The 19330-nt window shown below is 63.9% G+C and carries 15 protein-coding genes; 10 read left to right on the top strand and 5 right to left on the bottom strand.

Annotation, left to right across the window (positions count from 1 at the left end):
• The first annotated feature begins 52 nt into the window (after positions 1-52).
• The 4 genes from purM (at position 53) to nadB (ending at position 4974) form a co-directional block, all read left to right on the top strand.
• On the top strand, positions 53-1147 hold the full coding sequence (gene purM, locus ACODR8_RS10675) for a phosphoribosylformylglycinamidine cyclo-ligase (protein WP_489007217.1): 1095 nt from the start codon (positions 53-55) through the stop codon (positions 1145-1147).
• A 54-nt stretch (positions 1148-1201) separates the two neighbouring features.
• Positions 1202-2152 (top strand): phosphoribosylglycinamide formyltransferase, encoded by a 951-nt coding sequence (gene purN, locus ACODR8_RS10680; protein WP_489007338.1) that lies wholly within the window; start codon positions 1202-1204, stop codon positions 2150-2152.
• Positions 2153-2299: 147 nt separating this feature from the next.
• Positions 2300-3229 carry an ABC transporter ATP-binding protein gene (locus ACODR8_RS10685; protein WP_489007218.1) on the top strand — a complete coding sequence of 310 codons (930 nt, stop codon included), beginning with the start codon at positions 2300-2302 and terminating at the stop codon, positions 3227-3229.
• 140 nt (positions 3230-3369) lie between these two features.
• A complete protein-coding gene (gene nadB / locus ACODR8_RS10690; protein ID WP_489007219.1) occupies positions 3370-4974 on the top strand; it encodes an L-aspartate oxidase in 1605 nt (534 codons plus the stop codon).
• Positions 4975-5091: 117 nt separating this feature from the next.
• Here nadB and ACODR8_RS10695 read toward each other — a convergent pair whose 3' ends face one another.
• Entirely contained in the window at positions 5092-5937 is an 846-nt protein-coding gene (locus ACODR8_RS10695) for an alpha/beta fold hydrolase (protein ID WP_489007220.1), read from the bottom strand.
• 169 nt (positions 5938-6106) lie between these two features.
• Between ACODR8_RS10695 and ACODR8_RS10700 the strand changes: the two genes are divergently transcribed.
• The 4 genes from ACODR8_RS10700 (at position 6107) to ACODR8_RS10715 (ending at position 11502) form a co-directional block, all read left to right on the top strand.
• Positions 6107-7240, top strand: a complete 1134-nt coding sequence (locus ACODR8_RS10700; RefSeq protein WP_489007221.1) for a serine hydrolase — start codon at positions 6107-6109, stop codon at positions 7238-7240.
• Between the two features lie 325 nt (positions 7241-7565).
• Positions 7566-8360: a LytTR family DNA-binding domain-containing protein gene (locus ACODR8_RS10705; protein ID WP_489007222.1), complete on the top strand. Its 795-nt coding sequence runs from the start codon at positions 7566-7568 to the stop codon at positions 8358-8360.
• Positions 8361-8458: 98 nt separating this feature from the next.
• On the top strand, positions 8459-11239 hold the full coding sequence (gene polA / locus ACODR8_RS10710) for a DNA polymerase I (RefSeq protein ID WP_489007223.1): 2781 nt from the start codon (positions 8459-8461) through the stop codon (positions 11237-11239).
• A gap of 17 nt (positions 11240-11256) precedes the next feature.
• Positions 11257-11502: a hypothetical protein gene (locus ACODR8_RS10715; protein WP_489007224.1), complete on the top strand. Its 246-nt coding sequence runs from the start codon at positions 11257-11259 to the stop codon at positions 11500-11502.
• 131 nt (positions 11503-11633) lie between these two features.
• Here ACODR8_RS10715 and ACODR8_RS10720 read toward each other — a convergent pair whose 3' ends face one another.
• Together ACODR8_RS10720 and ACODR8_RS10725 are read right to left on the bottom strand one after the other, a co-directional pair.
• A complete protein-coding gene (locus ACODR8_RS10720; protein WP_489007225.1) occupies positions 11634-11927 on the bottom strand; it encodes a TFIIB-type zinc ribbon-containing protein in 294 nt (97 codons plus the stop codon).
• Between the two features lie 4 nt (positions 11928-11931).
• Positions 11932-12642: a Bax inhibitor-1/YccA family protein gene (locus ACODR8_RS10725; protein WP_489007226.1), complete on the bottom strand. Its 711-nt coding sequence runs from the start codon at positions 12640-12642 to the stop codon at positions 11932-11934.
• 293 nt (positions 12643-12935) lie between these two features.
• Between ACODR8_RS10725 and ACODR8_RS10730 the strand changes: the two genes are divergently transcribed.
• Positions 12936-14453 carry a cysteine--tRNA ligase gene (locus ACODR8_RS10730; protein WP_489007227.1) on the top strand — a complete coding sequence of 506 codons (1518 nt, stop codon included), beginning with the start codon at positions 12936-12938 and terminating at the stop codon, positions 14451-14453.
• Positions 14454-14569: 116 nt separating this feature from the next.
• Entirely contained in the window at positions 14570-17461 is a 2892-nt protein-coding gene (locus ACODR8_RS10735) for a CHAT domain-containing protein (RefSeq protein ID WP_489007339.1), read from the top strand.
• Here the strand turns inward: ACODR8_RS10735 and ACODR8_RS10740 are convergent, their stop codons facing one another.
• Together ACODR8_RS10740 and ACODR8_RS10745 are read right to left on the bottom strand one after the other, a co-directional pair.
• On the bottom strand, positions 17462-17947 hold the full coding sequence (locus tag ACODR8_RS10740; protein ID WP_489007228.1) for a MarR family winged helix-turn-helix transcriptional regulator: 486 nt from the start codon (positions 17945-17947) through the stop codon (positions 17462-17464).
• Complete coding sequence (locus ACODR8_RS10745) at positions 17940-19328, bottom strand: S41 family peptidase (protein WP_489007229.1); 1389 nt, start codon at positions 19326-19328, stop codon at positions 17940-17942. The genes ACODR8_RS10740 and ACODR8_RS10745 overlap by 8 nt, the downstream gene beginning before the upstream one ends.
• Between the last annotated feature and the right edge of the window lie 2 nt (positions 19329-19330).

A 19330-nucleotide genomic window follows, 5' to 3' on the forward strand; every position in this document is an offset into this window, starting at 1 on the left:
GAGCGAAGTCGAAGGTTCCGTTTTGCGCACCTTTGCTCTAGGGCGCTCCCCCATGAGTGAGAACGAATCCTACAGCTACGCCAAGGCTGGCGTTGACATCGCCGCTGGCAACGCCCTTGTCCGCGCCATCGCGCCGCTTGCCAAGGCGACCCGTCGCCCCGGTGCCGACGCTGAACTGGGCGGCTTTGGCGGCTTTTTCGACCTCAAGGCCGCTGGCTATGACGATCCATTGCTGGTCGCGGCCAATGACGGCGTCGGCACCAAATTGAAGCTGGCGATCGACCATGATCGCCACGATGGCGTGGGCATCGACCTGGTCGCCATGTGCGCCAACGACCTGATCGTGCAGGGGGCCGAACCGCTCTTCTTCCTCGACTATTATGCCACCGGCAAGCTGGAGAGCGGCGTCGCCGAGCGCGTCATCGCCGGGATCGCGGAAGGCTGCCGCATCGCCGGTTGCGCGCTGATCGGTGGGGAAACTGCTGAAATGCCGGGCATGTACGGGCCGGGCGACTATGATCTGGCGGGCTTCTGCGTCGGCGCGGTCGAACGGCACAAGGCGCTGACCGGCAATCGCGTGAAGGTCGGCGACGTGCTGCTGGGCCTCGCTTCGTCCGGGGTCCACTCCAACGGCTTTTCACTGGTCCGCCGCCTCGCCGCCGACAAGGGCTGGAAGCTCGACCGCCCCGCCATCTTCGATCAGGATGTGCTGCTGATCGACGCGCTGATGGCGCCCACGAAAATCTATGTAAAAAGCCTGCTGCCGCTGGTGCGCGCAGGGATGGTCAATGCGCTGGCGCACATTACCGGCGGCGGCCTGCTGGAAAATATCCCCCGCGTCCTGCCCGACGGCTGCCATGCGATGGTCGATGCCGATGCGTGGGATCAGCCACGCCTGATGGCTTTCCTCCAGGCGCAAGGCCATATCGAACCGGGCGAAATGGCGCGCACCTTCAACTGCGGCATCGGCATGGTGCTTAGCGTTGATGAAGGCCATGTCGCTGGCGTCACCACCGCGCTGGAAGCCGCGGGCGAAACCGTCCACCGCATCGGCGAAGTCCAGGCGGGCGAAAAGGGCTGCACCGTGCGCGGCTCCACCGAGACATGGAGCGCCAAGGCCGACTGGCGCGCCACGCATCTGGGGTAAACAACCAAATCCCCCTCCCGCCTGCGGGAGGGGATAGGGGAGGGCATGTCGGATATGCAAAAGGCAAAAGTCGGTGTCCTGATCTCCGGTCGCGGCTCCAACATGGCGGCCCTGCTCTACGCAGCGAAGGCGAACGACTGCCCCTATGAGATCGTACTGGTCGCCGCCAACGATCCCGATGCTGCCGGCCTGACGTTGGCCGCTGCCGAGGGCATCGCGACCTTCGGCCAAAGCCATAAAGGCCATAAGCGCGCCGCATTCGACCAGATCATCGACGCGCAGATGCGCACGGCGGGCGCGCAATATGTCGCGCTGGCGGGCTATATGCGGCTCCTGTCGCCCGAATTCGTGTCCGGCTGGGAAGGCCGGATGCTCAACATCCACCCCAGCCTGCTGCCCAAATATAAGGGGCTGGACACCCACCAGCGCGCCATCGACGCAGGCGACAGCCATGCCGGTTGCTCGGTCCATATCGTAACGGCAGAACTGGACGACGGCCCGGTGCTGGGCCAGACGCCGGTCGCGATCCTGCCGGGCGACAGCGCGGACAGCCTCGCCGCCCGCATCCTGATCGCCGAGCATCAGCTTTATTCCCGTACCCTCGCCGATTTCGTCACCCGCGAACGCCAGCCCGACTGGCTGCTGAACAAGGTCCGCGAAAGCGCGCTGGCCCTGCCGCAAGCGGACGAAATCGTCTCGCACGGCATGCCGTGCTTCGGCATCGTCAAGGGCAAGAAGTTCGCCTACTTCACTCACGACCATCATGGCGACGGCATCATCGCGGTGTTGGTCAAAACCACTGCGCCCGAAGAACAGGCCAGCCTGATCGAAGCCGACCCCGACCGCTATTACCGCCCCGCCTATTTCGGCAATGACTGGGTCGGCATCCGCCTGGACCTTGGCGACACCGACTGGGACCATATCGCGCAACGGCTGCACGACAGCTGGCGGCAGGTCGCCCCACGCAAGCTGCTGGGCCTGATGGATATTGCCGACGAGTTTTAACGACTTATCCCTCTCCCTTGAGGGAGAGGGTTGCGCAGACTTGGCAGCTTGCTGCCTAGTCGGAGCTGGGGGAGGGTGTCGAAGCCTCACGGCATCAACGTTTCGCCCCCTTCCCTTCCCCGCCTGCGATCCCCATAGAGTGGAGCCATGACCGACACGCCCGCCCCCGCCATCGAGATCACCAACCTCACCAAAGTCTATAAGGGCGGCAAGCGCGCGCTCGACGGGATCAACCTGTCGATCCCGCGCGGCCAGATTTATGGGCTGCTCGGTCCCAATGGCGCGGGCAAATCCACCACGATCAATATCCTCGCGGGCATGGTCAACAAGACGTCGGGCACGGCCCGCATCTGGGGCTTCGACACGGACGTCAATCCGCGCAATGCGAAAAACTCGATCGGCATCGTGCCGCAGGAAATCGTGTTCGACCCCTTTTTTACCCCTTTTGAGACGCTGGAAAATCAGGCCGGCTATTATGGCGTGCCCAAGCACAAGCGCCGGTCGATGGAATTGCTGCGCGCCGTCCATCTGGAGGACAAGGCCCACGCCTATGCCCGCACGCTGTCGGGCGGCATGAAGCGCCGGCTGCTGGTGGCCAAGGCAATGGTGCATAGCCCGCCGATCCTGGTGCTGGACGAACCGACCGCAGGCGTCGATGTGCAATTGCGCCAGCAGCTCTGGGCCTATGTGCGTGAATTGAACGCGCTGGGCGTCACCATCGTGCTGACGACGCATTATCTCGAAGAAGCCGAGGAATTGTGCGACCGCATCGGCATCATCAACCATGGCCGCCTGATCGCCGACAAGCCGACCCGCGAACTGGTCGACATGGCGCTGGAAAAAGTGGTGCAGGTGACGGTGGACCGCGACATCGTGACCGCGCCTGACGCCCCCTGTTTCGAAAAAGTCGAACTATCGGGCGACCGCACGCTCACCATAACCTATCTCAAGGACCGCGCCAATGCTGGCCAGGTGCTGAGCGCCGTGCAGGCCAGCGGCCTGGCGATCGTGGACGTGATCACGCGCGACCCGGACCTTGAGGATGTGTTCCTCAATCTGACGGCGGCGGCGGAGTGAGGGTGGGCTGTTCCAGTCTCCGTTCGGGCTGAGCTTGTCGAAGCCCTCTCCTGAGCGTAGCGAAGGCAAAACCTCACTCCGTTCGGCCCGGCCCTTCGACTTTGCTCAGGGCGAACGGAAAAAGAGTATTTAGGACGACGATGCCCACCACCACCCACGACGTCATCATCATCGGGTCAGGCGCAGCGGGCCTGACCGCGGCCATCAACCTCGCGCAGGATCGCAAGGTGCTGGTGCTGGCCAAGGGCGCGCTGGATGGCGGGTCCACCAACTGGGCGCAGGGCGGCATTGCCGCCGTACTCGATGCCGGTGACAGTTTCGAGGCGCATGTCGAAGATACGATGGTCGCGGGCGCGGGCCTGAACGATCGCGCCACGGTCGAATTTGTCGTGTCCGAAGCCCCCGCCGCAATCGAGCGCCTCGCCAAACTCGGCGTCCCCTTCAACGCGGGCGAGGATTTTGGTGACCGCTGGCACCTGACGCGGGAGGGCGGGCATAGCCATCGCCGCATCGTCCATGTCGATGACGCCACCGGCCATGCCGTGCAGGTCGCGCTGCTGAAGGCTGCCCGCGCCAATCCCAACATCACCCTGGTCGAGGATCTGATCGCCATCGACCTCATCACCTCCCGCCATGGCGAGCGCTATTCGGGCGATGGCCATGTCTGGGGCGTCTATGCCTTCAACAAAAAGACCAAGCATGTCGATGCGCTGCTCGGCAAGGCGACGATCCTCTGCACCGGTGGCGCGGGGCGGACCTATCTTTTCTCCACCGCCCCGCGCGGCGCGACCGGGGACGGCATCGCCATGGCCTGGCGCGCGGGGTGCCGCGTGTCGAACATGGAAATGAACCAGTTTCACCCGACCTGCCTCTATAATCTGGAGGTCAAGAATTTCCTGATCACCGAAGCGGTGCGCGGCGAGGGCGGCCACCTGAAACTCCCTCCCGGCGTGCCGGGCGGTGGCGAGCGGTTCATGCCCCGCTTCGACCCGCGTGAGGAACTGGCTCCGCGCGACGTGGTGGCGCGCGCCATTGACCATGAAATCAAGCGGCTGGGGCTTGATTATGTCCATCTCGACATCAGCCACAAGCCGCCGGAATTTGTGAAGCATCACTTTCCGACCATCTATGCGCGGCTGCTGGACTTGGACATCGACATTACGAAGGAACCGATCCCGGTCGTCCCGGCGCAGCATTATACCTGCGGCGGGGTGGTGATCGACCTTGACGGTCGCACCGACCTGCCGGGCCTTTATGCGGCGGGCGAAGTGAGCGAAAGCGGCCTCCACGGCGCTAACCGGCTCGCATCCAACTCGCTGCTCGAATGTTTCGTTTTCGGCGAAGCGGCGGCCAGCCACATCCGCGCCCATTGGGACGAACTGCCCGCCCCGCCGCCGATCCGGCCATGGGACGAAAGCCGCGTCACCAACAGCGACGAAGAAGTCATCGTCCAGCACAACTGGAAGGAAATCCGCCGCTTCATGTGGGATTATGTCGGCATCGTCCGCACCACCAAGCGGCTGGAACGCGCCCAGCATCGCGTGGCCCTGCTGGCGCAAGAGGTCGATGATTATTACGGCAATTTCCGCGTCACCCCAGACCTGATCGAGCTGCGCAACCTGCTGGAAGTCGCCCGGCTGATCGTCCGGTCGGCCCTCCATCGCAAGGAAAGCCGGGGGCTGCACTATACGCTCGACTATCCCGAAACGCTGGAGGCTGCGGTGGATACGGTGCTGGCACCATAAAAAACGGCGCGGTCGCCGGGGGTCGGCGCCGCGCCTGAAGGTGGAGGAGGGAGGCGCTCAAAGCGCGTCCGGTTTCTCCGCTCTAGCCTGGCCCGCCTCAGCGCGCTTTGACGCGCGTCAAATATCCTTGAGGAAAGTGCCGAGCGCCGCATAAAAGCGCGCGGGCTGATCAGCCATGACCATATGGCCGCTGGGACCAATCGCCCGCAGCACCGTATCTTTCTTGGGGGCATAGGCGGTGCGGAACCGGCTGGCGATGATAGCGGCCTGCTCCCGATCCGCCCCGACCGCATAAACCACCTCCAGCGGGACGTTCAGCCGCGCCAGTTGCGGGCCAAGGTCGATATTGGCCAGATCGCGCAAGGCGCTGGCGATGACATCAGGATCGCTGCCCTTCGCTCCGGGCGCCTGCCCGACCATCTGCGCCAGATAGCGCCGTCCCGCTACCGTCCCGGTCAGATAGCCACCCAGCTGATCGGCCAGAAAGCCAAGGCCACTGGCCGTGCCGCCGACCATCGCTGCCCCGGCCGGCAGCATATCGACCACCATCACCCGGCCCGCTACGCCCTTCAGCCCCAGCATCATCGCCAGCGTGCCACCCATCGAATGGCCGACGATCGCCGGGCGCTTCAGGCCCGACGCTGTGATGTAGCGAGCGATCTCTTCAGCCAGCGGCTGGACCAGCGGGCCGCTGGCATTCCCCTCCGCCGCCAATCCGGCAAAGCCGCGGACCTGCACCAGATGGAAGCGATAGCCCGGCACCGCGCTCAGCACGCCGTTCCAGATGCCCGGACCGCTGGCAAGCCCCGGAATCAGCAACACATCACGCCCCGAACCCCGCACAGTCACGGCGATCCGGCGCGAGGCAAAGGGCGCGGCCTGCGCCGTTCCGCACCACATCAACCCGCCCGCTGCCAGCGCCCCGCCCAGCAGCGCGCGCCTGTCCATGCCTTGATCCATCATGCCGCTCTATTGCTGCTCCGCCGCTTAACCGCAACTGAGCGGACGTTGCTCTATCCGGTTCCCCGTTCAGCCTCCTTACATCGCATTTGTGGAATCATTCGTCGCATCAGCCTTGCCCGCTTATCGGGTGGCTGCCCCTAAATGGCGCTTGCAGAGTGCGGGGAATGGAATGAGATCGAATGATAACCGGGGCGGTTCCGCGCGCCTGGTCCTGTTGATGGTGGCACTGTCCGCCTGTGTCAGCGCCCCAGAACCGCGCCCGGCGCAAGCCGCCGCTGCCGCGCCGCAGCGGGTGCAGCCAACAACGAACACATGGCCGATCCGAGAGGTCGCCAATCCGCCGCTGCCCTATCGCGAGATTGACCAGACCGAAACGCCCTCTCCGGCGCTGGTCAGCGTCGTGCGCAATCTGGGCCAGAATTTCCGGGGCAAGGTCGGCATTGCGGTGCGGCGGGTCGGCGCAGACTGGACGGTGGCCTGGAACGGCAACGCTTTGTTCCCGCAACAAAGCGTGTCGAAACTCTGGGTCGCGATGACCTTCCTCGACGCGGTCGACCGGGGCAAGCTGCGCCTGACCGACACGACCACCATCACCCGCAACGACCTGACCCTGTTCCACCAGCCGACCGCCGCGATGGTGGGGACCAGCGGCTGGACCACCAGCTATTCCGACCTGATGCGCCGGGCGATGACCCAGAGCGACAATACCGCCAACGACACGCTGCTGCGCGCGGTTGGCGGGCCGGATGCGGTGCGCGGCTTTCTGGCGCGGCGGATGATCCGGGACATTCGCTTCGGACCGGGCGAACGGCTGCTGCAATCGGCGACGGCGGGTCTCGACTGGCGGCAGGATTATGCGATCGGGCGCAACTTCTACGCCGCCCGCGCCAAACTGCCGATGGCGGCGCGGGTGAAGGCGCTGGACAATTATCTCGCCAGCCCGCCCGACGGCGCAGCCCCCGCCTCGATCGTCCAGGCGCTGGCCAAACTGAAACAGGGCGAAATGCTGTCATCCGCCTCGTCCCGCCTGTTGCTGTCGATCATGTCGGAAGCCAAGACCGGGCCGCAACGGATCAAGGGCGGGGTGCCGCCGGGCTGGTCCTATCTGCACAAGACCGGGACCGGGCAGGATCTGCCGCCGCGCTCCACTGGCTTTAACGATATCGGCATCATGACCGCGCCCGATGGCACCAGTTACGCGGTGGCGGTAATGATCGGCAGCACTACTGTCGGCATCCCCGAACGCTGGGCGCTGATGCAGGCGGTGGCCAAGGCGGTCGCGGCCAATCACGAGCCGAAATGAGATGAGGGGCGTGCGCCGGATGACACCCGCCCCTTATCTGCCCTTTAGCATCAGTTGAGAACCAGCGCGAACATCGCGACCTGGCCAAGGAAGGCGACGCCAAGAGCGATCAGCATATTGGCGGGCTTGAGATACTGGGTCATGAAACCATCCTTCTGATAATGTGGGTAACCGGACCATCCGGCGACACCCTGTTGCCCGACGGCTCCTGCGCCCCGGCGATTTGCGCGCAAGCCCGATTGCGTCACGCAGCGATTCCCTTTCAAAATCCGCAGAAAAGCGCGACAGTGGCGGTTCGCGCTTCGCGAACGGGAGGGGACGATCCGTGAAACGGCTGCGGCGGACGATATTGGAACTATGGGCGATGCTGCCGCTCGCGGCGATCGCAGGCTTTCTGGGACCGTTCGGCACCTATCTGGCCGGCGACTTCGTCCATCGCACCGGGCGCTGGGGTCTGTTGCTGTTGGGGGCCTATATCGTCGTGCGGCCGACGATGATCTTCTGGAGCTGGCTGGCCCGTGCGACCGCGCTGCCGCATGGCACCATCGTCTTTTGCGGATTGATGCTGTCGAGCATTCCCATGGCGCTTTTGTGGGAATGGGCGGGGATGGAGGAAGTGCGCCAACTGGGCGGCTTTAGCGGCCTGCTGCCCTTCACCGCCCTGTGCGCGGCGCTGATCATGGTCGTCGCCGCCTGGGCCGATCGGGCGGACGCGCATCTGCTGCGCTTTTACGATGGCACCATGTCCCGGCGCATCATCCCGGCCGCGACGCCTCCGCAGGGCGGCGTCCCGGCTGCCAGCCGTCCACGCCTCTACGCCCGTCTCAGCCAGCGCTTTACCGGCGATATTGCCGCGCTGGAAAGCGAGGATCATTATGTCCGCGTCCACGGCCGGGGGCAGAGCGAATTGCTGCTGATCCGGCTGCGTGATGCCATTGCGGAAATGGACGCGACGCCGGGCGAGCAAACCCATCGCAGCTGGTGGGTGGCGCGCGATGCCGTGGCAGAAACGCTTGGCAGCGGGCGCAACCGGGAAATCCGGCTGGCGAACGGCCTGCGCGTGCCGGTGGCGCGCGATTCGGTCGATCGGCTCCAGCAGTCGGGCTTTCTGTCGGCCTGACGACTGGAGGGAGACGGCGTAACCGGCAATTTTAGGGTCGCATCGCTGATGCAGAAAAGCGGTTCCCACTTTTCTGCGCGATGCTCTATCCCTTCCCCATGACCCAGAATCACCTCTATCTCGTCGATGGCAGCGGCTATATTTTCCGCGCCTATCACCAGCTCCCGCCGCTCACCAACCAGCATGGCCAGCCGGTGGGCGCTGTCTATGGCTATACGACCATGCTGTGGAAGCTGGCAGAGGAGTTGGGCAAAGCAGAAGGCCCGACCCATATGGCGGTGATCCTGGACAAGGGATCGCATACCTTCCGCAACGACATGTACGACCAGTATAAGGCGAACCGCCCGCCCGCGCCCGAAGATCTGGTGCCGCAATTTCCCATGATCCGCGACGCGACCCGCGCCTTCTCCCTCCCCTGTATCGAGGAAGCGGGTTATGAGGCGGACGACCTGATCGCCAGCTACACCAAAGCCGCTGTTGCAGCGGGATGGCATGTCACGATCGTCAGCTCGGACAAGGATCTGATGCAGCTGATCCAGCCCGGCGTCGACATGTATGACACGATGAAGAATGAACGGCGCGGGGCGGAGTATGTCGTCGGCAAATTCGGGGTGGAGCCGCAACTGCTGGGCGACGTGCTGGCGCTGATGGGCGACAGCGTGGATAATGTGCCCGGCGTGCCGGGCATAGGTCCCAAGACGGCGGCCAAGCTGATCGTCGAATATGGCGGGCTGGAGGCGGCGCTCGACGCTGCGCCTGCGATGAAGAAGTCCAAGATGCAGGAAAATCTGATCGCCCATGCCGACATGGCGCGACTGTCGCGGCGACTGGTAGCGCTGCACGATAGCATGGAGCTACCCGAACCGCTGGAGGATCTGGCGCTCAAAGGCATTCCCAAGGAGCCGTTGCAGGATTTCCTGACCCATCATGGTTTCAAGACGCTGCTAAACCGACTGGGCGCGCCCGCCGCTGCCGTGGCGGTGGCTGCCGCATCGGCCAGTGTCGGCGAACCGGTCGCCACCCCGGTCGCGCCGCAGGAACCGCCGATCGACCGCAGCCTCTACGAAACGGTGGTGAGCGAAGAAGCGCTCGACCGCTGGATCGCGCTGGCGACGGCGGAGGGGATTGTCGCGGTCGACACCGAAACCGACATGCTCGATTGCGTGTCGTGCCAGCTGGTGGGCGTGAGCCTCGCCACCGGTCCCAACAAGGCCTGCTACATTCCGGTCGGCCATGGCGGGCGCGACATGTTTGCCGAAAAGCCGGCGCAATTGCCGCTAACGATGGTACTGGCGAAGCTCAAACCCCTGCTGGAGGATGATGCGGTCCTCAAGGTCGGGCAGAATCTGAAATATGACATGACGGTGCTGCGGCGGCACGACATCGCCATCACCCCCTTTGACGACACGATCGTCATGAGCTTCGACCTGGACGCGGGGCAGAGCCTGTCGGGTCATGGCATGGACGAAGCGGCGCGGACGCATCTTGGCCATGAATGCATCAGCTTCAAGGAGGTGGTCGGCACCGGCAAGAACCAGATCACATTCGGCGAAGTGCCGCTGGACAAGGCGACCGCCTATGCCGCCGAGGATGCCGACGTCACGCTGCGTCTGTGGAAATTGTTCAAGACACGGGTGGCCAATGAAGGCGCAAACCGCGTCTATGAACTGGTCGACCGGCCGCTGGTGCCAGTGATTGCGCGGATGGAGCATCGCGGGATCAAGGTGGACCGGGAGCATCTGGCGCGGCTGTCGGGCGAATTTACCGCTGGCATCGCGGCGTTGGAGACGGAGATCCACGAACTGGCCGGGCAACCCTTCGCAATCGGATCGACCCAGCAACTGGGCGCGATCCTGTTCGACAAGATGGGCTATAAGGGTGGCAAGAAGGGCAAGTCGGGTGCCTATTCCACCGACGTCACCATCCTTGAGCAACTGGCGGCGCAGGGTGCGCCGATTGCCAGCAAAATATTGGAATGGCGGCAGCTTTCCAAACTCAAGTCCACCTACACCGACGCGCTACAGGCGCAGATCAACAAGGATACGGGCCGCGTCCACACCAGTTACTCGCTGACCGGGGCGCAGACCGGGCGACTCTCCTCGACCGATCCCAACCTGCAAAATATCCCCATCCGCACCGAAGTCGGGCGGCAGATCCGCCATGCCTTTGTCGCGGAACCCGGCAATGTCATATTGGCGGCGGACTATAGCCAGATCGAGCTGCGGCTGGCCGCGCATATGGCCGATGTGCCTGCGCTGAAAGAGGCTTTCGCGGCAGGCGAGGATATTCACGCCGCGACCGCCAAGCAACTGTTCGGCGAGGTCAATCGCGACACGCGCGGCCGGGCCAAGACGATCAATTTCGCGATCCTCTACGGCATATCCCGCTGGGGGCTGGCCGGGCGGCTGGAGATCAGCGCGGATGAGGCGCAGGAGATGATCGCCAAATATTATGAACGCTTCCCCGGCATCAGCATCTACATCAACGAGACGATCGAGAAGGCGCGGGAACGCGGCTATACCGAGACATTGTTTGGGCGAAAGACCTGGTTCCCGCGTATCCGCGCATCGATCCAGCACGAACGGCAGGGCGCCGAACGCGCCGCGATCAACGCGCCGATCCAGGGGACCAGCGCCGACATCATCAAACGGGCGATGGCGCGCATGGAACCGGCGCTGGAGGCAGCGGGCCTGCCGGGCGTCAGGATGCTGTTGCAGGTGCATGACGAACTGGTGTTCGAGCTGCCGGAGGGCGATGTCGAGGCGGCCAGCGCGGTGATCCGCAGCGTGATGGAAAGCGCCGCCGAGCCGATCGTCAAGCTGAGCGTGCCGCTGGGCGTGGAGATCGGCACGGGGCCGAGTTGGGGGGCGGCGCATTGAGGGCAAAGGAAATGGCAATGTCGCAGTTTAAGTTCGTAACGATCCCGATTGGGAGCAGCGGATGGGTAAGTGGCCATGTGGCAATAAACATGGACGAGGTATATCGGTGGCCCGAAAGCGACCCAAACGACAATTATTGCCTCAACACCGACACGACGAGTTTTGACGAATTTTCGACGCAGATCGACCGCCTAATCGGTGAACTTGAAAAGGTGCGCAAAGCAGGTCGGCGGTACTTTGATCGCGTACAAGCGGCTACTTAAACTCCGTCATTCCCGCGAAAGCGGGAACCCATCTCCCGTCCCGCGACTGACGTGAGTTGGATCCCCGCCTGCGCGGGGATGACGGGTGGTGGGGGACGGAAAAGGCCAGCCCCACAGGACCGGCCTTCCTATCAATCGAACAGCTCTTCCAGAAAGCTCTTCTTGCGCTTCTTCGGATAGCCCCGCCCGTCGTCGCGATAGTCGCGGTCCGGGCGGTAGCTCTGCTGAGCGAACGGCGCTGGCCGGGCGGGTGGCGCTGTGTCGCCCGCCGCCCGCTCGATGATCTTGTCCAGTTCGCCCCGGTCCAGCCACACGCCCCGGCATTGCGGGCAATAGTCGATTTCTACCCCCTGCCGGTCCGTCATCGCCAATCCGACATGACAGACCGGGCAGAGCATGGCCGATACGGCCGCTTGATCCCGCATCCGCTTACTCCCGCTTGCCGGTCAGGCTGAGGAGCATCTGGAACAGGTTGACGAAGTTCAGGTATAGCGACAGCGCGCCCATCACCTGCATCTTCGCCGCCATTTCGTGGCCCGCATAAGCGAAATAGTCCGACTTGATCCGCTGCGTATCCCATGCGGTGAGGCCCGTGAAGATCACCACGCCCAGGATCGAGATGACCATCGCCATCGCCGACGATCCGATGAAGATGTTGATCAGGCTGGCGACGATGATGCCAATGAGGCCCATGATCAGGAAGCTGCCCATCTTCGTCAGGTCACGCTGCGTGGTATAGCCCCACAGCGCCATGCCGAGGAACATGACGGCAGCCGAGAAGAAGGCCTGCGCGATGCTGCCGCCGGTAAACACCAGGAAGATGCTGGCCAGCGACACGCCCATCACGGCGGAGAAGGCCCAGAAGGCCATGCGCGCGCCCGCGGTCGTCATCTTTTCGATGCGGAAGCTGAAGAAGAACACGAAGGCCAGCGGCGCGAAGATCGCCACCCATTTGAGCGGGGTGCCGAAGATGGCGGCGGCCAGCACCGGCGTATTGCCGATAAACGCCGCGACCAGCCCGGTGATCACCAGACCCAGGCCCATATTGCGGAAAACGCCCAGCATGTGCGCGCGCAGCCCGGCGTCGGTCTGCGCCGTGCGGCTCGCACCATAGCCCGGCAAAGGAACGCGATTATTCACTTGGGGTCACTCCATCCATCAAAATGTGGTTCGAGTGGCCCGGTGCGGTCTGCTGCGGCATTTAGGGGGAAATTGCCGCAAAACCTGCACCGGGCGCACCCGATGCGGTCCGACATGGCGGCTGGACAAGGGGGGAAGTCCAGCGCGTCAGAGGGGCCCGGCCCGCATCGATCATATTGGGGGAGGAACGCACAGGTGCAAGGGGCGGACCCCAACGCAACATTTTATTACAAATGGGTGGGTCGCACAGGGAGGATTGACCCCTGCGCCGCTTCGCGCCATCGCTTTGCGCCATGTCCGACGACCAGCATATCACAGCGCCGCTGCGCCTGTTCAACAGCCTGACCCGCACGATCGAGCCTTTCGCGCCGATCGAGGACGCTCATGCGCGCGTCTACAGCTGCGGGCCGACGGTTTATAATTATGCGCATCTGGGCAATTTGCGCGCCTATGTCTTTACCGACACGCTGCGGCGGACCTTGCTATGGAAGGGGCTGTCGGTGACCCATATCATCAACATCACCGATGTCGGCCACCTGACCAGCGACGCGGACGCTGGCGATGACAAGATGGAAGCGGCGGCGCGGGCCAGCGCCAGGAGCATCTGGGACATTGCCGCCCATTACACGCAAGCGTTCAAACAGAATATCGCCGACCTCAACATCATCGCGCCGAGCGAATGGACGGTCGCCACCGACTATGTGCCGCAGATGATCGCATTTGCGCAGAGGATCGCGCCGGCACATTGCTATGAACTGGACAGCGGCCTCTATTTCGACAGCGCGACCGTGCCTGATTATGGCGCGCTGGCTGGTGGGCGGGACGATGCTGCGCACGCCCGGATCGATCCGGTCGCAGGCAAGCGCAACCCGTCCGACTTTGCGATCTGGCGCAAGTCCCCGCCCGACGAACAGCGCCAGATGGAATGGGACAGCCCATGGGGCAAGGGCGCGCCGGGTTGGCATCTGGAATGTTCGGTGATGAGCCAGGCGGTGTTGGGCCATCCGTTCGATATCCATACCGGCGGCATCGACCATCGCGAAATCCATCATCCCAATGAGATTGCCCAAAATCAGGCCTTCCATGCCTGCTGCGGGCCAGATGTCGGCGCGGCGGAGGCGGGCTTCACCGGCGCGCGCTGGTGGATGCACAATAATTTCCTCGTTGATCGCAGCGGCAAGATGAGCAAGTCGAAGGGCGGTTTCACCACCCTCTTTTCGCTGATCGACGCAGGCGTACATCCGCTGGCCTATCGGCTGCTGTGCCTGGGCGCTCATTATCGCAGCGAACTGGAATTCAGCGCGGAGGGTGTCGGCGCTGCCCTGACGCGATTGAAGCGGCTGGTGATGGGCGTCGAGGGGCTGAAGGCCCGTGCCGAAGGTGTGACGTGGCAATCGCCCCGGCTCGACTATCTGCGCGCCAACATGCACCCCAAGCTGGCACCGCTGCTGGAACAGTTTGACGCAGCGATCAGCGACGACCTGATGACGCCGCGCGCGCTGCCGCTGCTGGAAGAGGCGATCGCTCTCAAGAAGGTGCCGGTGGATGAGAAACTCTGCCTGATCGCGGCCTTCGACGCGGCGCTGGGCCTCAACCTCATGACCCTCAGCCGCTCCGACCTGCGCGTGCAGCCCAAGGATGCGCTGATCTCGCCGGAGGAGATTGACGCGCAGCTAGAACGCCGCGCGGCGGCCCGTGCCGACAAGGATTTCGCCCTGTCGGACGAGATACGCGATGCCCTGATCGCGCGCGGGGTCGATGTGATGGATGGCGATCCGCTGCGCTGGGACTGGCGTCTGACCCTGGCGTGACATCCCGGCCCCAAACGCTTGTAACTTGACGCCAAAGCCTCCGCGCCCGCAAAGCATGTCGCAGGGGCAGAGTCGGGGGACGGGCGATGGGGCTTCGGGCAGGCAGAATAGCCATGATGCTGGCGCTGGCGGCGGTTCCCTCGCTACCTGTTGCCGCCGAGACGGTCGCGGGCTTCAGTGCCACCGATCCGCGCCACGCCCATTTGCGCGCGCTCGACCAAAAAGCGACAACCCTGTTCGAAAATGACGATTTCGCCCTGTCGATGTCGCAAAAGACGCGCGACGCCTGGGCCGCGCTGCGCGACGCGGGCATGAAGGTCAAGGTCGCGGGCCATCCGCACCCGATGGCGGGCGTCGGCCTGATCAAACTAGGGTCGATGGACCAGATTGAGGGCAAGAACCCCTCCGCCCTGGCCAATGTCGACAAGGGGCTGGCGCTGATCGCTCCGTTCCGCGACGCCTATCCCATCCCCTGGCTGGAGGGCATGTCGGTCAAAGGCTATGTCCAGTCGATGATCGGCGATGTCGCCGCCGGGGCGGAGACGTTGGCGCAGGCGAGCGCCTATGCCGACGGCTATTTCGCGCGCGTCGGTCCAAAGGCGCTCAGCGAAGCGGACTATATGCTCAAGTCCAACATCGCCTTTTCCCATGCGCAGGCGCTCTCGCGGCTGGGGCGCAATGGCGAGGCGGTCGATGCTCAGCGCGCCAGTCTGGAGGCGCGGACGACCAGCCTTGGTCCCAACCATCCCGACACGGTTGCCTCTACCTACACCTATGCGCAGATGCTCTATCGCGCGGCGCGACTGGTCGAGGCGGAAAAATATGCGCGGCTGGCGGTCAACACCGCGACCGACCATGTCGATCGCAAGCATCCCAGCTATCATCGGTCGCTGGAAATGCTGGGGCTGCTGCTGGCGCGGACCGGGCGACGGGCCGAGAGCCTCGACTATATGGAGCGCGCCATCGCCATCAAGCGCGAGACGATGGGGACCAAGAGCCTCTTCTATCATTTCGGCCTCTATAATATGGCCGGCGTGCTGCTGCCGATGGAACGCTATAGCGACGCCGAACCGCTGTTTCTGGAGGCGGAGCGCGGCTTTCGGGCGGTGGAGGGGGAGAATAGCCCGCAAAGCGCCCGCGCGCTGGCCTTCGCGGCACTCGCCAGTGCGGCTTCGGGACGGCCGGACGAAGCGATCGAGCGTGCGCGCACGGCCATGGCCCGTGTCCGCACCCCGACGGCCAGCGATCGCGACATGGGCCAGCGTGTCTATCCCCTGCTCGTCCCGGCGCTGATCGCCACCGGGCAGGATGACGCTGCGCGTGTCGCCGCCGCCGATTATCTGCGCGAAACCCGGCAGATCGACAATGCGCCTGCCTTCGCACTGGCCAATGCTGCGATGCTGGCGGCCTGGGCGCAGGGGGGCGATGCCGTTGCAGCGGCACGGCAAATGGCCGGACTGCTGCGCGAAAGCCAGTCGCTCGACGATGATGGCGACCTGAATGAAGATCAGCGCGCCGCGCTCGACACGATCCTGAAGATCGCGGTGCAGGCGCGTGACCCGGCGCTGGCGCTGGACGCGATGGCAATCCTGGCGGGGTCGCGCATTGCCCAGGCCAACCGGCTGGTCGCGGAACGTCTCGTTGCCGATCCCGCCCTCGCCGCGCGAGTCCGCACCTTGCAGGATAAGCTGAAGGCGCTGGCCAGCGCGGACAGCGCGTTGCTGAAGGCGCTGGCGACCGACAAGGATGTCGAGGCCGCGCGCGCCGCCCGCGCCACGGTCGAGACCATCGCCGAGGCCGAACGCGCCGCCATCGCCCGCGACTATCCCCGCTGGGTCGAGGCGCGCGGCGGCGTACGGCCCGACCTTGCGACGCTGCGCGCAGGATTGGCGCAGGATGAAGCGCTGCTGGCGGTGATGCCGGCCTTTGACGGTGTCTATCTGCTGGCGGTCAATGCCGATGGTGCGACCGTTGAGCGCACGGAGCTGGCGCGCGCCGCCATGGTCGCGCTGGTCGACCGGCTGCGCGGTGCGATGACCCCCAGCGGCTTCGACCGGACGGCAGCGCATGATCTCTATGCCCAGATTTTCACGCCCACGATCCTCACTCGGCTGGGCAAGGCAAAGGCGTTGCGGATCGTACCCACCGGCGCCTTCGCCTCGCTGCCCTTTGCGATGCTGCCGCAGCAACCCGTCGTGGCGGTGGGCCGGGACACGCCCTGGCTGATCCGCCGCTTCGCGATCGAGGTGCAGCCCGGCTTTGCGAGCGGTGGGGCGGCATCGCAGCGGATCGCGATGCGCAACCAAAGCTTTCTGGGCGTCGGCGCGCCTAACGCCTTTGCCGCCACGACCAAGCCCGCCGCGCCCGTCCTGCTCGCCGCCAACCATTATTTTCGCGGCGGCACGGCAGACGCGACCGCGCTGTCGCAACTGCCGCCGCTACCCGGATCGCTGGCCGAACTGCGCGCCGTGGCGGATCGCTTCGGCACCGACCGCGCCACCCTCCTGGTCGGCGCGCAGGCGAGCGAGGCCGCGCTGCGCGGGAAGGATCTGGCCCCCTATTCCGTCATCCTGTTTGCGACCCATGGGCTGGTCAGCGGCCAGATGGAGGGGGTGACCGAACCCGCGCTGGTCCTGTCCCCGCCCGCCCCCGGCACCGGCGACGATGGGCTGCTGACCGCTTCGGAGGTCGCGGCGATGCGGATCAGCGCGGACTGGGTGATCCTGTCGGCCTGCAACACGGCTGCGGGCGACAGCGCGCAGGCACCCGCCTATTCGGGGCTGGCGCAGGCGTTCCGCTATGCCGGGGCAGGATCGCTGCTGGTGTCGCACTGGCCGGTGCGCGACGATGCCAGCGCCTTCGTCACGCTGGAGACGGTGAAAGCCGCCAATGGGGGAACGCCCCGCGCGGTTGCCCTGCAAAAGGCGATGCTGAAACTGATGCGGTCAGACCGACCCGACGCGACACAACCCTATATCTGGGCGCCGTTCATTCTGGTCGGGCGCTGATCAGTCTCCGTGATGTAGGCGTGCGTCCAGCGGCGTTGCAGCAAGTGCATCGGTGGCCCGTTCAACCAGCGCCTTGACGTCGCCCACCTCGACAAACAGCCCCTCATAGGCCGCGCGAAGATGGACGCTGCATTGTCCGAACAGCGCAAGCTGCCTGATACCTTCATCCGTCAGGTAGAATATCCGTCGACGCGCATCATCCTCATCGTTCCGATGCTGGATCAGGCCAAGGCTCACCAGCTTGGGTATCTTTTGCATGACCAGCTGGTGCGAATGCCCGAGCTCTCTGGCCATATCCGACGCCGACGCGGTGCCGAGGCTGGCCAGAACGGTCATCAGTGAGCAGGAGCGAACCGGGATGACGATGCCCATCGCATCGAAAACCGCTTTGGACTGTTCGGCGATCAATACGCTCAGCCGCTCGACCGTGCGACCGAGAAACGCGATGTCATCAATCGCCGCCTGGTTGTTCCGCCGCTCAGTCAAGGCGTTTATAGGCCTGAATGCTGCCGTCTCTGTTCACACGCTCCAGTGCCGCCACTTTTCCGCCCTCGCTACGCAACCGGTATCGGAAATCCGAAACACCTTCGACCGCAAACAGGTTCGGAGCGATTGGCTCCAGCGCAACACGAAGACGATCCCGCCAGACGTAGAATAGCGTGCCATTTTCCAGAATGATTTTGCGGCCTTCATACGGCCCGACGGCGCTTTGCAGCAGATCTGGGGTGATAACGGGAGGCTGGATTTTGGCGGTCAGGGCCGGGAGCAGCCAAGCATAATCCTCCCGTTTCGTGCTGTCCGTCTTCGACAGATTTTCCAGCGCCAGCTTGTGCGCCAGGGCAAGCGCCCGAATGGAGGGACTTTCAATATCGGGCTGCACTCCGGTCCCTTCAAAATCACCATGATCGACCGGATCTCGTATCTGGCCAATCGGCACCTGCACGAAGAAATCATCATTGATCGGCTTACGAGCCACGGGATGCGCCCCGCCAGCGGTCCATTCCCCGATCAGGGTGGCCCGTCCCAACTTTTTCATCATGTAGGAAAACCATTCAGCAGAGGAAAAGGAGGTAGAGCCGGTCAGGATATAGACCGGCTTGTCTACCATGCGCTTGCCCGGCAGGCCGGGCAGCACCCATTGCCCGCGCTCGATCCGCTTGCCGTCCTCATTATAATAATAGTCGAAGAGCAGCTGATCCTTGTCACCGGGGAAGAAATAGCTGGCCAGAAATTGCGCCATTTCCAGATGCCCGCCATTATTATAGCGCAGATCGATGATGACGGCATCGGCATTGCCGAGGAAGCGCATGACGGACGCCGCCATATCATAGGCAAGCGCCGGATCGGCGAAGTAGCTGAACCGGATATAGCCGATATTGCCGTCCAGACGGCTGACCTCATCAAATCCGAAGTTGGTTTTCTCCAGCCTGGCCAATTCTTCCTGATCTATCACGGCTTTCCGCGCCGGATCGGCCTTTGCACGAAAGTCGGCCACCCATTGGGGATCAACGCCCACAAAGAAGTGCAGGTCGCCGCTGATTTTAATCAGATCCTCCGTTAGCTTGCTCGCAAACCCGTCCGGCGTCGCCACTGAGTCATAGTCGCCCTTTTTCAGATGGTCGCGCAGCAGAGGCGCGATTTTCCGGGCCATGTCGGGAAAGGCATAGTTGGCATTCAGACTGTTGTTGAGCGACGCTATGATCGATGCCTTTTCGGCCCGCGTTATGGCTGGAGTGTTGGCCCAAGCTCCCGTCACCCAAACCAGCGACAGGGCTGGCAGTATCGAAAGCATTGATAGTCGATCGCGCATTATATGAGTCCCCGTGCCAATGCGAATATATACAACATATTGCGCAATATATTGCAATA

It is taken from the genome of Sphingobium sp. FG58, assembly GCF_057809055.1.

Excerpts from the sequence above, each read along its gene's own strand:
- purM (WP_489007217.1), top strand. The coding sequence starts at position 53 with ATGAGTGAGAACGAATCCTACAGCTACGCCAAGGCTGGCGTTGACATC.
- ACODR8_RS10735 (WP_489007339.1), top strand. The coding sequence starts at position 14,570 with ATGCTGGCGCTGGCGGCGGTTCCCTCGCTACCTGTTGCCGCCGAGACG.
- ACODR8_RS10695 (WP_489007220.1), bottom strand. The coding sequence starts at position 5,937 with ATGATGGATCAAGGCATGGACAGGCGCGCGCTGCTGGGCGGGGCGCTG.
- ACODR8_RS10700 (WP_489007221.1), top strand. The coding sequence starts at position 6,107 with ATGAGATCGAATGATAACCGGGGCGGTTCCGCGCGCCTGGTCCTGTTG.
- nadB (WP_489007219.1), top strand. The coding sequence starts at position 3,370 with ATGCCCACCACCACCCACGACGTCATCATCATCGGGTCAGGCGCAGCG.
- purN (WP_489007338.1), top strand. The coding sequence starts at position 1,202 with ATGCAAAAGGCAAAAGTCGGTGTCCTGATCTCCGGTCGCGGCTCCAAC.
- ACODR8_RS10685 (WP_489007218.1), top strand. The coding sequence starts at position 2,300 with ATGACCGACACGCCCGCCCCCGCCATCGAGATCACCAACCTCACCAAA.
- ACODR8_RS10715 (WP_489007224.1), top strand. The coding sequence starts at position 11,257 with ATGTCGCAGTTTAAGTTCGTAACGATCCCGATTGGGAGCAGCGGATGG.
- ACODR8_RS10730 (WP_489007227.1), top strand. The coding sequence starts at position 12,936 with ATGTCCGACGACCAGCATATCACAGCGCCGCTGCGCCTGTTCAACAGC.
- polA (WP_489007223.1), top strand. The coding sequence starts at position 8,459 with ATGACCCAGAATCACCTCTATCTCGTCGATGGCAGCGGCTATATTTTC.
- ACODR8_RS10720 (WP_489007225.1), bottom strand. The coding sequence starts at position 11,927 with ATGCGGGATCAAGCGGCCGTATCGGCCATGCTCTGCCCGGTCTGTCAT.